This window comes from Sphingobium sp. 22B, assembly GCF_001580035.1.
Classification (GTDB): Bacteria; Pseudomonadota; Alphaproteobacteria; order Sphingomonadales; family Sphingomonadaceae; genus Sphingobium; species Sphingobium fuliginis.
The window spans coordinates 1-10,897 of the sequence record NZ_LTAB01000059.1 but is presented as its reverse complement, the minus strand read 5'-3'; the positions used below and the strand labels follow the sequence as shown (position 1 = coordinate 10,897).

Genomic DNA, 10,897 nt, shown 5'->3' with positions numbered 1-10,897 from the left:
TCTTTGCCCATTGGGCGTCGGTCAGTACGAAACGGTCCATCCAGAGCGTGAATCACATCTCCCAACAAATGGGAATCCTAAATCCCCACAACCCCTAGGCCCTCATCGGCAGGCCCGCCCGCCCCAGGCGCCGCGTTCCGCCTGATCGAGATGCAGATGATCGCGATGTGCGGCATTATAGTCGGGCGAAAGGACGGTCGAAAACAACCCGCAGGCGCCGTCACGAACCTCATGCAGAAAATCCGCGTCCTTTCCCCCTCCCTTCCAGTCTGCCGCAACGCCGATCCGGTGTCCGTCCGTCAGGATGAAACCGGCCACATCAATGGCGTCGGCCGTGGCATGCTCGCTGAAATCCCCTGCGCTGCGTCCATAGAGGCGGCGGCAGCTATAAGCGCCGAAATGCGTGACCTTCCGAACCGCGCGGCCGAAATGACGCTGGGCGGCGGGCTGGACCACCTGCCATTCCCAGAGCTTGAGCGCCGCCGCAACCGGACAGGATGGCGCGACCGCCGCCGGTTCCCATGCGATGGCGTCCTTGACCGGAGTCAGCCGCACGGCGTCGGCATAGGCGCACTGGCCCTCGCCCCCCGGCTTCATGCGGGAATAGGCAACGCCCGCCCGATCCAGCAGGGCCCGGCACTCGGCAGGACGGCCGGTCAACGCGGCAAGCTTGCGGCCGGTGAAGAGGCCGATCGGCTGGGATAGATCAAGCCGAGTCCAGGGGATATTCTGGGGCCGGCGGCTGACATGGGCATAGCCGATCAGGCAAAGGCTCAGAACCGCCGCGACATGAACAAGGCGGCGCAGGAAGAGGTGGATTCGGCGCATGCCTCAAGCACGCCGGACCGTCCCCATTGGTTCCGACGTCACCGGATAACCGAGATGATCGGGAATGCAGAGATGCGGTTCCCCATTTCTCTCCTCGAACCAGGGCGTCACCTTCTCGACCGGGATCGACAGGGCATGCGCCGCCAGATCATCGAAGCGGCCGAATTGGGCGAGCCGCTCCAGATTGCGCCGCGTCGGAAAGATGATCTGCCCCTCGCCCCGGTCGCATCGGGCCAGCGTTTCCGCTGCGCTGCTCCAGAACAGTTGCACATTTTCGGTGGCATCGACGCTCGCAGCCTGTCCTTCCGGCGCCTTAGCAATGTAGAAGCGGGTATCGAACACCCGTTGCGCCTGCTCCAGGCGCGCGGGGTGCCAGCGGGCAAAGGGCAGCAGCCGATCCAGCGTGATTTCCAGCCCATGATCGCTGAGGATGTCGCCAAGCCCGGCCCCTGCCCCCAGCGCCTGCCGCATGGCCGCGATCCGATCGGCCGCCAGCGGCGATGTGAAGGCAATGGCGAGACCGCTTTCCTCCAGCGTCTCCCGAATGGCGGCGATCCGCGCCGCCGCCTCGTCCAGAGGCAGGCCACCAGCGATCTTCGCTGCAAGAGCATGATCGCCCGCATCCACCGCGCCACCGGGAAAGACCAGCGCGCCCGCGGCGAAGGCCATGCTGGACGCCCGTTCCATCATCAGGATTTCCGCGGCGGCATCCGGGCGGTCGCGCAGGATGACCACCGTCGCAGCGGCGCGGCCTTCGGAAAGCATATCTGTCATGAAACCGCCATAGGCATCGAAATCGCCGGCGGTAAAGTCCCTTCCGGTCAATCCCGGAAGGGATTGGTGGAGCCGAGGGGGATCGAACCCCTGACCTCGTCATTGCGAACGACGCGCTCTCCCAGCTGAGCTACGGCCCCGTAAAGGAGCGCTGCCTATAAGCGAGCGATTGCGCCCATGCAACGGTCTTTTTGCGCAAAATGCGACGGCCGCGAACAGCCCCGGAACCGCGCAGCGCAGCCGCTCTGTCGGGGCCAAGGCGGAACATTACTCCTGCGTAACGCCCGGAACGATGCGGCCGCATGCTCATTGGTGCGGTGACGACGCTCCCGAAAGGACGTCGTGCAAAAAGCAGACAAGGAGACGGACAATGGGTTACCAAGGCGGACGTCGCTATGGTGACGGCGATCGTAACTGGACGGACTGGGACCGCGATTCCGACCGTTACCGTGCGCGGCGCGACTGGCGGGACGACCGCAGCTATCGATATGGCACGCGCGGCCAGTTCGGCGGATCGGGATCGGGATATGGCGGATCGGGCAACCGGCGCCCGCCCGAAGATTATGATCCGGAAGAACGGGGCTTCTTCGACCGCGCGGGCGACGAGATCCGGAGCTGGTTCGGTGACGAAGAGGCGGAGCGTCGCCGCGAATATGACGATTATTACAACCGGCCCTATGGCGATCCGCGGGACCAGAGCAGCCGGATCGGCTATGCCTCTGCCTCCAATTCGGCGCGTTACCTGCCCAATCGCGGCTATGCGCCCTTTGCCGGCGAACGCAGCGGCTTCGGCAGCGAGGATCATGGCTATCGGGTGCGCGCCTATGGCCCCAACCATGATTATGGCGAGCATCACGACGCCAATTACTATGCCTGGCGTCAGCAACGGATCGACGAGCTGGACCGCGACTATGCCGAATATCAGCGGGAGAATCGCGAACGCTTCAACAATGAGTTCGGCAGTTGGCGGAACCGCCGCGGCGAGCAGCGCCAGGCGGTCCAGCAGGTCCGCGAGCATATGGAAGTCGTCGGCAGCGACGGCGAGCATGTCGGCACGGTCGACAAGCTGCGCGGCGACCGCATCATCCTGACCAAGAGCGATCAGGAATCCGGCGGCATGCATCATTCGATCCCGTCATCCTGGATCAGGTCGGTGGACGCGCAGAAGGTGACGCTGGAAAAGACGGCGGAACAGGCGCAGACCGCATGGCGCACCGAGCGGGAGCAGCAGGCCCTGTTCGGATCGCAGGATGACGATGCGAGCGACAGGTTCAGCGGCGCAAGCGGCTCGACCTTCGAAAAGGGCCGTTACCGGTAAAAAATGGGAGGGTCCGGCCGCCGGCCGGGCCCCTTCTTTATTCGGCGGCGGCCAGCACCCGCTGCGCCTGGACCAGATGCGGACGGTCGATCATCTTGCCGTCCAGTTTCAGCACCCCTGCACCCGGATTGGCGGCGAAGGCCTCGATCACCGCCCTCGCCCGGGCGATTTCGGTCTCGCTGGGGGTAAAGCCATCATTGATGGCGGCGACCTGTACCGGATGGATCGCCATCATGCCGGTGAAGCCATCGCGACGCGCCCTTCCTATATAGGCGTTGAGATCGTCCATCGCCTCGATCCGGGGGAAGACCGTGTCGATGGCTGGCACGCCTGCTGCATGGGCAGCGAACAGCGTCAGGCTGCGCGCCAGTTCGAAGGGCGCGGTGTAACGGCCGTCCTCCTCGCGGGAGGTCGAGGCGCCGACCGAGGCGGGCAGATCCTCCGCCCCCCAGGTCAGGCCAGCGAGCTTTTCGCGCACCTGCCGGAACGTGCCCAGTTCGAAGATGGCGGCGGGCGTTTCGGTCGCGATGGGCAGGATCGGCGGCACATTCGCGCCGTCCGCCAGGGCGATCAGCGCCTGAATGCTGGGGGCGCCTTCCGCCTTGGGCAGCATGATCCCGTCCGGCGAGGCAGGCAGCACCGTGGCCAGGTCGGCGCGGGTGTGGTCGCCGTCCAGCGGGTTCACCCGCACGAAGGCCACGCAGTCGCGGGGCGAGGCCAGCCATTCCGCAATTGCCTCCCGTCCAAGGGCCTTGCGTTCCGGGGCGACCGAATCCTCCAGGTCCAGAATGATGGCGTCGGCGCCGCTGGCCGCCGCCTTGGCGAAGCGTTCGGGGCGGTCGGCGGGAACGAAAAGCAGCGAACGGAGCTTCATGCAGGCCTCTTCTTCAGCAGCGCCATGCGCAGGCATTGGCAGACGATTTCGTCCCGCTGGTTATAGAGCCGATGGGTGAATGTCACGATCCCCGCTTCGGGGCGGGAACGGCTTTCCTTGAGGTCCGTCACTTCGCTGTCCGCCCGCATCGTGTCGCCGATAAAGACCGGCTTAGGCATGACCAATTTGTCGTAGCCCAGATTGGCGACCAGCGTGCCCAGCGTCGTGTCGCCCACCGACAGGCCTACCATCAGCGCGAAGGTGAAAGTGCCGTTGACGAGGATCTGGCCGAACTCCGATGCTTTCGCGGCCTCAGCGTCCAGATGCAGCGGCTGGGGGTTGTGGGTCATGGTCGAGAAGAGGAGATTGTCGGTTTCCGTCACCGTCCGGCGGATGTCATGGCTCATCCGGTCGCCAATCCGCCATTCGTCATAATAGCGGCCCGCCATCACCCTTCCTCCCGCTCAACCAGCACCAGCAGCGCGCCTTCGCTGACCTGGCCGCCTTCGGACGCGTCCAGTTCCGCCACCACGCCGTCGAAGGGCGCCGTCAGGCTATGCTCCATCTTCATCGCCTCCAGCGTGACCAGCTTCTGGCCCTTGGCGACCTTGTCGCCCTGCGCCACGGCGACGGCGATGATGCGGCCCGGCATGGGGGAGAGGATCGCGCCGTCGGATGCGGCACCGCCGCCTGCCTTGACGGGCGGGGTCTGGCTGAAGAACCAGCTTTGCCCGGCTTCGGTGACGATGATCGTGCCGTCGCGCTCCATGTCGGAGCAGAGACCGGTGCGCAGATCGTCCGACTGCGCTTCCACTACGACATGGCGGCTGTCCACGAACAGGTCGACCTTGGTCTTCGACTGTCCGTTGAGGCGGAAACCGAACAAGCCGTCGCGAAAGGACCGATCGTCCCAATCGCTCCGGGCGAGCCAGTCGCTGCGGAATCGCTCGCCCGCCGCCGCAAGGACTCGGTCCGAGGGGCCATCGATCCTTGTCAGCGCCTCTCCCTGCCGCTCGATCAGGCCGGTGTCGAGGCGCCCCTCGGCAAAATCGGCCATGGAAAGGCAAGCGTGCAAAAACGGCTTGTTGGTGTGCAGCGGCCCGACAAAACTGCTGTCGAGCCAGCGGATCAGGCCGCCCCGCGCTTCCTCCCGATCCTCGCCATGGCAGATGACCTTGGCGATCATCGGGTCGTAGAAGGAACTGACGGTATCGCCTTCCTCCACGCCCGTTTCCACGCGGGCGCGGTTGTCGAACAGCAGCCGGTCGATCTTGCCGGGGCTGGGCAGGAAGCCTTTGGCAGGGTCTTCGGCATAGAGCCGCGCCTCGATGGCGTGGCCGTTGATCGACAGCTCCTCCTGCTTTTTCGGCAGCGGTTCGCCGCTCGCCACGCGGAGTTGCCATTCGACCAGATCGACGCCGGTGATCTCTTCCGTCACTGGATGCTCGACCTGAAGGCGCGTGTTCATCTCCATGAACCAGATGCGGTCGGCGCGCAGGCCTTCGCTGGCGTCGGCGATGAACTCGATCGTGCCCGCGCCGACATAATCCACCGCCTGCGCCGCCCGGACCGCAGCGCCGCAAATGGCTTCGCGGGTGGCGGCGTCCATGCCGGGTGCCGGAGCTTCCTCGATCACTTTCTGGTGGCGGCGCTGGAGCGAGCAGTCGCGTTCGAACAGGTGCACGACCTGGCCGTGGCTGTCCCCGAACACCTGCACTTCGATATGGCGGGGCGAGAGGATATATTTTTCGATCAGCACCTGGTCGTTGCCGAAGGAGGACGCCGCCTCCCGCTGGCAGGAAAGCAGCGCGTCGGCAAAATCCGCCGCCGCTTCGACGCGCCGCATGCCCTTGCCGCCGCCGCCTGCAACCGCCTTTATGAGCACGGGATAGCCGATGGCGTCGGCTTCGGCTTGCAGGCGCTCTGCGCTCTGGTCCTCGCCCAGATAGCCGGGGGTGACGGGCACGCCCGCGTCGGCCATCAGCGTCTTGGCGGCGTCCTTCAGGCCCATGGCGGTGATGCTGGAGGGATTGGGACCGACCCAGATGAGGCCTGCGTCGATGACGGCCTGCGCGAAGGCGGCGTTTTCCGAGAGGAAGCCGTAGCCGGGGTGGATCGCTTCGGCGCCGGTCGCCTGGGCGGCGGCAATGATGCGGTCACTGATCAGATAGGATTCGCGCGCCGGGGATGGACCGATATTCACGGCTTCATCGGCTTCGCGGACGTGGAGCGCTTTCGCATCGGCGTCGGAATAAACCGCAACGGTGCGGATGCCGAGACGCCGGGCGGTGCGGATGATGCGGCAGGCGATCTCGCCGCGATTGGCTATGAGCAGGGATTGGATCATGAGAGACTCCCAAATACCTCCCCAATATGGGGAGGAGGACCAGCCGCAGGCTGGTGGAGGGGCTGGCGCGCAACACAGGCGGCTGTGATCGCCTTGACGACATTGTCCGGATTCTGGAGCACTTCGCGGGCGGGAATGCGCAGGACGTGAAAGCCCAGCCGTTCCAATGCAGCATCCCGGTCCTGATCGCGGGCGGGCCGATGGCCGCGTGAATGGACTTCGCCGTCGACTTCGATAGCCAGTCGTGCCGACAGACAGGCAAAGTCGAGACTGTAGCGGTCTATCGGATGCTGGCGCCGGAATTTGAAACCGCCGGGGCGTGTCTTCAGGGCGCGCCACAGGACGACTTCCGGCAGATTGCCGCTGCGGCGTTCCTTGCGTGCCCTGCGGATGGCTTCAGTCGTTGCCGAGAACACCCCTCCACCAGCCTTTGGCTGGTCCCCCTCCCCGTTCCGGGGAGGTATTTCGTCCCGCCCCCTCACATGCGGAACACCCCGAAGCGGGGCGCCTCCTCGACCGGGGCGTTGAGCGTGGCGGCGAAGGCCAGGCCCAGCACGTCGCGGGTCTGGGCGGGGTCGATCACGCCGTCGTCCCACAGACGCGCCGTCGCGTGATAGGGGTTGCCCTCATCCTCATATTTCTGGCGGATCGGGGCCTTGAAGGCTTCGGCTTCTTCCGGCGTCCATTTGGCGGCGTCGCGGTGGACGGTCGCCAGCACGCTCGCCGCCTGCTCCCCACCCATAACGGAAATACGGCTGTTGGGCCAGGTGAAGAGGAAACGCGGACTGTAAGCGCGCCCGCACATGCCGTAATTGCCCGCGCCGAAGCTACCGCCGATCAGCACGGTGATCTTGGGCACGCTGGCCGTCGCCACCGCCGTCACCAGCTTCGCGCCATGTTTGGCGATCCCCTCCGCCTCATATTTGCCGCCGACCATGAAGCCGGAGATATTCTGGAGGAACAGCAGCGGAATGCGACGCTGACAGGCCAGTTCAATGAAATGCGCGCCCTTCTGCGCGCTCTCGCTGAACAACACGCCGTTGTTCGCGAGGATCGCGACCGGCATGCCCCAGATATGGGCGAAACCGCAGACGAGCGTGGTGCCGTAGAGCGATTTGAACTCGTGAAATTCGCTGCCGTCGACGATCCGGGCGATCACTTCGCGCACGTCATAGGGGGCGCGGACATCCTGGGGGATGATGCCGTACAATTCCGCCGGGTCATATTTCGGCGCCTTGGGCTCGCGCAGGTTGAGGTCGATCTCCGGCGCCGGTTGCAGCGTCGAGACGATGTCCCGCACGATGGTCAGCGCATGCTCGTCATTTTCCGCGACATGATCGACCACGCCGGAGCGGCGGCCGTGCACTTCCGCGCCGCCAAGGTCTTCGGCGGAAATGACCTCGCCCGTCGCGGCCTGCACCAGCGGCGGGCCGGCGAGGAAAATCGTGCCCTGGTTGCGCACGATAACCGTCTCGTCCGACATGGCGGGCACATAGGCGCCGCCCGCGGTGCAGCTTCCCATGACGCAGGCGATCTGCGGGATGCCCCGCGCCGACATCTGCGCCTGATTGTAGAAGATGCGCCCGAAATGCTCGCGGTCGGGAAAGACCTCCGCCTGATTGGGCAGGTTCGCGCCGCCGCTGTCGACCAGATAGACGCAGGGGAGGCGATTCTCCATCGCGATCTCCTGCGCGCGGAGATGCTTCTTGACGGTCAGCGGATAATAGGTGCCGCCCTTAACCGTGGCGTCGTTGCAGGCGATCATCACCTGCCGTCCCGACACCCGGCCGATCCCCGCAATCATGCCCGCGCCGGGCACCTCGCCATGATACATGTCATTGGCGGTGAGCTGGCCGATCTCCAGAAACGGACTGCCCGGATCGAGCAGCCGCTCCACCCGGTCGCGGGGCAGCAGCTTGCCGCGCGCCACATGCTTGGCCCGCGCCGCTTCGCTGCCGCCGAGCGCGGCCTGCGCGACCTTCGCGTGCAGTTCGTCGCGCAGCGCCCGGTTATGCGCGGCGTTGGCGCGGAAAGCATCACTCTCCGCCGAGAGCTTCGTGTCGAGAACAGGCGCACTCATGCTCTTGCGCTCCCCTGCCCTGCGGTTGCATATCCGGGGTCATCCATGCCTACCATCCTGCTCCTCACCATATCCAACCTGTTCATGACCACCGCCTGGTATTGGCACCTGAAAGGCGGGATGAATAAGCCCCTTTTCGCGGTCATCCTGATCAGTTGGGGCATCGCCTTCGTCGAATATTGCTTCGCCGTGCCCGCCAACCGCATCGGCTTTGCCCATGGGTGGAGCGCGGGCCAGCTCAAGATCGCGCAGGAGGCCATTGCGCTGCTGATCTTCGGCGGATTCATGGTGACGGTGCTGGGCGAGCCGCTGCACTGGCGCCATCTGGCCGCTTTCCTCTGCATCATGGCGGCGGTGGGCTTCCTGTTCGTGGGGCGGTCATGAGAGAGTTGCCCGCTCTTGCGGAGGCAGGAGCCCAGTTCGGACGGCAGGGGCACATTCACACGCCGATCAGTTCGCGACCGATCAGCATGCGGCGGATTTCGTTCGTTCCCGCGCCGATGTCCAGCAGCTTGGCGTCGCGCATGTAGCGCTCGACCGGCCAATCCTTCGTATAGCCCGCGCCGCCCAGCGCCTGCACCGCCTCCAGCGACACCTTCATCGCATTCTCGCTGGCCAGCAGGATCGCGCCCGCCGCGTCGAAGCGGGTTGTCCTGCCCCGGTCGCAGGCCTGCGCCACGGCATAGACATAGGCCCGCGCCGAATTGAGCGCGACATACATGTCCGCGACCTTGGCCTGCATGAGCTGGAACGCGCCGATGGGCTGGCCGAACTGCTTGCGCTCCCGCACATAGGGCAGCACCACGTCGAGACAGGCCTGCATGATGCCGAGCTGGATGCCCGACAGCACCGCCCGCTCATAGTCGAGGCCCGACATCAGCACGCCGACGCCGCCGTTGAGCGGGCCCATGATGTTTTCCTCCGGCACTTCGCAATCGTCGAAGACCAGTTCGGCGGTGGGCGATCCGCGCATGCCCACCTTGTCGATCTTCTGCCCGATGGAGAAGCCCTTGAAATCCTTCTCGATCAGGAAGGCGGTGATGCCGCGCGACCCTTCGCCGGTCTTGGCATAGACGACAAGCGTGTCGGCATAAGCGGCGTTGGTGATCCAGAATTTGGTGCCGTTGAGGACATAGCGGTCGCCGCGCTTCTCCGCGCGCAGCTTCATCGAGACGACGTCCGACCCCGCCCCCGCCTCCGACATGGCGAGCGATCCGACATGCTCGCCGGAGATCAGCTTGGGCAGATAGCGCGCCTTCTGCTCCGGCGTGGCCCAGCGGCGGATCTGGTTGACGCAGAGATTGGAGTGCGCGCCATAGCTGAGGCCTATGGAGGCGGAAGCCCGCGCCACTTCCTCCTGTGCAACCACATGCTCCAGATAGCCGAGGCCAAGGCCGCCATCGGCTTCCTCCACGGTGACGCCGTGCAGGCCCAGCGCGCCCATTTCCGGCCACAGGTCGCGCGGGAACCAATCCCTGGCGTCGATTTCCGCGGCCAGAGGCGCGATGCGGTCGGCGGCGAAACGGGCGGTCGTCTCGCGGATCATCTCCGCATTTTCACCCAGCGCGAAGTCGAAATCAGTCATGGCAAGCTCTCCTTGCCGCGCATCCTATCGTTCAACAACCGCCAAGAAAAATTGAAACGGCGCAGGATAGTGTATAGTTTCTGTCTATGATCGAACGCTATTTGCTCCGCTATTTCCTGGCTGTCGTGGACCATGGCAATTTCTCCCGCGCGGCCGCGCACTGCCTGGTGTCGCAGCCGACTTTGTCCGTGGGCATCTCCAAGCTGGAACAGGCGGTGGGCGCTCCGCTTTTCCTGCGCAGCAACCAGCGGGTCGAACTGACCAACGCCGGAGCCCGCCTGCTGACCCATGCCCGGCGGATCGAGCGCGAATTCAACCTGGCGGAACTGGCGGGGGCAAAAGCGGAGCAGGCCCCGGTGCTGCGCATCGGCGTGCTGCTGAGCATAGCAGGCGAGCTGGTCGCCCGCGCCGTTGCGGACCGCACCATGGCCAAGGAAGGCAGGATCGAGATCATCCCCGGCAGCGAGCGGGAATTGCTGGGGCGCCTGGACGCGGAGCGGATCGACGTGGCGCTCACCCTGATCAGGCCGGGCGCGGACCGCTTCCTGACGCAATCGGTTATAGAGGAAGGCTATGGCATCGCCATGGCCGCCGACCATCCGCTGGCCGGAAGAGCCGTAGTGGCTGCCGAAGAACTCGCCTCCGAAACGATGATCGTGCGCCGCCATTGCGAGGCGCTCTCCGCCACCAGCCGCTATTTCGTCGATCGCGGCGTCCGCCCGCATTTCGCCTTGCGCTCGACCAATGACGAGCGCGTGATGCAGATGGTCGCGGCGGGGCTGGGCATAACGGTCATGCCCGAAAGCTACCGCTGGCCGGGCATGGCGCGGGTCGCGCTCAAGGATTTCGGTGAGCGGAGGAATGTCGGACTTCTTTATGGCGCGCGAGCGGCGGGGCTGCGGGAAGCGCCGATGCTCAGGGCGCTGGAAGCGTCCTTGAGGGCGGAAGGCCCCCGCATCTAGAGCAGCCGATGATCCTATCCGCTTGGAAAACGCTTGTCTTATGACATTGCTGTCCGTTTGGGTCATGCTGGATTGCCCGGACCGGGGTGGCCACCCCGGTCCGGGCGGAAGGGGACGGATCGCGAAACC

General features: G+C 65.3%; 11 protein-coding genes and 1 tRNA gene. 3 read left to right on the top strand and 9 right to left on the bottom strand.

The genetic code is table 11. From position 1 onward, the window contains the following. Nucleotides 1-102: 102 nt before the first annotated feature. The 3 genes from A0J57_RS24715 to A0J57_RS24705 form a co-directional block, all read right to left on the bottom strand. Nucleotides 103-828 carry an extensin family protein gene (locus A0J57_RS24715; RefSeq protein ID WP_061938901.1) on the bottom strand — a complete coding sequence of 242 codons (726 nt, stop codon included), beginning with the start codon at nt 826-828 and terminating at the stop codon, nt 103-105. Between the two features lie 3 nt (nt 829-831). Continuing rightward, complete coding sequence (locus A0J57_RS24710) at nt 832-1,593, bottom strand: NUDIX domain-containing protein (protein WP_082718756.1); 762 nt, start codon at nt 1,591-1,593, stop codon at nt 832-834. A 73-nt stretch (nt 1,594-1,666) separates the two neighbouring features. Next, nucleotides 1,667-1,742: transfer RNA gene (locus A0J57_RS24705), tRNA-Ala, on the bottom strand. 230 nt (nt 1,743-1,972) lie between these two features. On the opposite strand from A0J57_RS24705, the gene A0J57_RS24700 reads away from it, so the two are divergent. Further along, the gene (locus tag A0J57_RS24700; RefSeq protein WP_061938903.1) at nt 1,973-2,920 is read left to right on the top strand and encodes a DUF2171 domain-containing protein; all 948 of its coding nucleotides are present in this window, start codon (nt 1,973-1,975) and stop codon (nt 2,918-2,920) included. Nucleotides 2,921-2,957: 37 nt separating this feature from the next. Here the strand turns inward: A0J57_RS24700 and A0J57_RS24695 are convergent, their stop codons facing one another. The 5 genes from A0J57_RS24695 to A0J57_RS24675 all read right to left on the bottom strand — a co-directional run bounded on the left by A0J57_RS24695 (nt 2,958) and on the right by A0J57_RS24675 (nt 8,221). Continuing rightward, nucleotides 2,958-3,794, bottom strand: coding sequence for a CoA ester lyase (locus tag A0J57_RS24695; protein WP_061938905.1), 837 nt, complete (start codon nt 3,792-3,794; stop codon nt 2,958-2,960). After that, nucleotides 3,791-4,243: a MaoC family dehydratase gene (locus A0J57_RS24690; RefSeq protein WP_061938907.1), complete on the bottom strand. Its 453-nt coding sequence runs from the start codon at nt 4,241-4,243 to the stop codon at nt 3,791-3,793. Before A0J57_RS24690 ends, A0J57_RS24695 begins: the two co-directional genes overlap by 4 nt. Then, nucleotides 4,243-6,141 (bottom strand): acetyl/propionyl/methylcrotonyl-CoA carboxylase subunit alpha, encoded by a 1,899-nt coding sequence (locus tag A0J57_RS24685; protein WP_061938910.1) that lies wholly within the window; start codon nt 6,139-6,141, stop codon nt 4,243-4,245. The genes A0J57_RS24690 and A0J57_RS24685 overlap by 1 nt, the downstream gene beginning before the upstream one ends. Beyond that, nucleotides 6,138-6,557, bottom strand: a complete 420-nt coding sequence (locus A0J57_RS25730) for an endonuclease domain-containing protein (RefSeq protein ID WP_076605829.1) — start codon at nt 6,555-6,557, stop codon at nt 6,138-6,140. Before A0J57_RS25730 ends, A0J57_RS24685 begins: the two co-directional genes overlap by 4 nt. Nucleotides 6,558-6,619: 62 nt before the next feature. After that, nucleotides 6,620-8,221 carry a carboxyl transferase domain-containing protein gene (locus A0J57_RS24675; protein ID WP_061938914.1) on the bottom strand — a complete coding sequence of 534 codons (1,602 nt, stop codon included), beginning with the start codon at nt 8,219-8,221 and terminating at the stop codon, nt 6,620-6,622. Between the two features lie 45 nt (nt 8,222-8,266). Here A0J57_RS24675 and A0J57_RS24670 point away from each other — a divergent pair, with 45 nt between their 5' ends. After that, a complete protein-coding gene (locus tag A0J57_RS24670) occupies nt 8,267-8,605 on the top strand; it encodes a DMT family protein (protein ID WP_025549293.1) in 339 nt (112 codons plus the stop codon). A gap of 55 nt (nt 8,606-8,660) precedes the next feature. On the opposite strand, the gene A0J57_RS24665 is transcribed toward A0J57_RS24670, so the two are convergent. Continuing rightward, the gene (locus A0J57_RS24665; RefSeq protein ID WP_061938916.1) at nt 8,661-9,806 is read right to left on the bottom strand and encodes an isovaleryl-CoA dehydrogenase; all 1,146 of its coding nucleotides are present in this window, start codon (nt 9,804-9,806) and stop codon (nt 8,661-8,663) included. 86 nt (nt 9,807-9,892) lie between these two features. Between A0J57_RS24665 and A0J57_RS24660 the strand changes: the two genes are divergently transcribed. Next, the gene (locus tag A0J57_RS24660) at nt 9,893-10,768 is read left to right on the top strand and encodes a LysR family transcriptional regulator (RefSeq protein WP_061938919.1); all 876 of its coding nucleotides are present in this window, start codon (nt 9,893-9,895) and stop codon (nt 10,766-10,768) included. Nucleotides 10,769-10,897: the final 129 nt, after the last annotated feature.

Coding starts and splice junctions, on each gene's coding strand:
- A0J57_RS24715 (WP_061938901.1), bottom strand. CDS start 828: ATGCGCCGAATCCACCTCTTCCTGCGCCGCCTTGTTCATGTCGCGGCG.
- A0J57_RS24710 (WP_082718756.1), bottom strand. CDS start 1,593: ATGCTTTCCGAAGGCCGCGCCGCTGCGACGGTGGTCATCCTGCGCGAC.
- A0J57_RS24700 (WP_061938903.1), top strand. CDS start 1,973: ATGGGTTACCAAGGCGGACGTCGCTATGGTGACGGCGATCGTAACTGG.
- A0J57_RS24695 (WP_061938905.1), bottom strand. CDS start 3,794: ATGAAGCTCCGTTCGCTGCTTTTCGTTCCCGCCGACCGCCCCGAACGC.
- A0J57_RS24690 (WP_061938907.1), bottom strand. CDS start 4,243: ATGGCGGGCCGCTATTATGACGAATGGCGGATTGGCGACCGGATGAGC.
- A0J57_RS24685 (WP_061938910.1), bottom strand. CDS start 6,141: ATGATCCAATCCCTGCTCATAGCCAATCGCGGCGAGATCGCCTGCCGC.
- A0J57_RS24675 (WP_061938914.1), bottom strand. CDS start 8,221: ATGAGTGCGCCTGTTCTCGACACGAAGCTCTCGGCGGAGAGTGATGCT.
- A0J57_RS24670 (WP_025549293.1), top strand. CDS start 8,267: ATGCCTACCATCCTGCTCCTCACCATATCCAACCTGTTCATGACCACC.
- A0J57_RS24665 (WP_061938916.1), bottom strand. CDS start 9,806: ATGACTGATTTCGACTTCGCGCTGGGTGAAAATGCGGAGATGATCCGC.
- A0J57_RS24660 (WP_061938919.1), top strand. CDS start 9,893: ATGATCGAACGCTATTTGCTCCGCTATTTCCTGGCTGTCGTGGACCAT.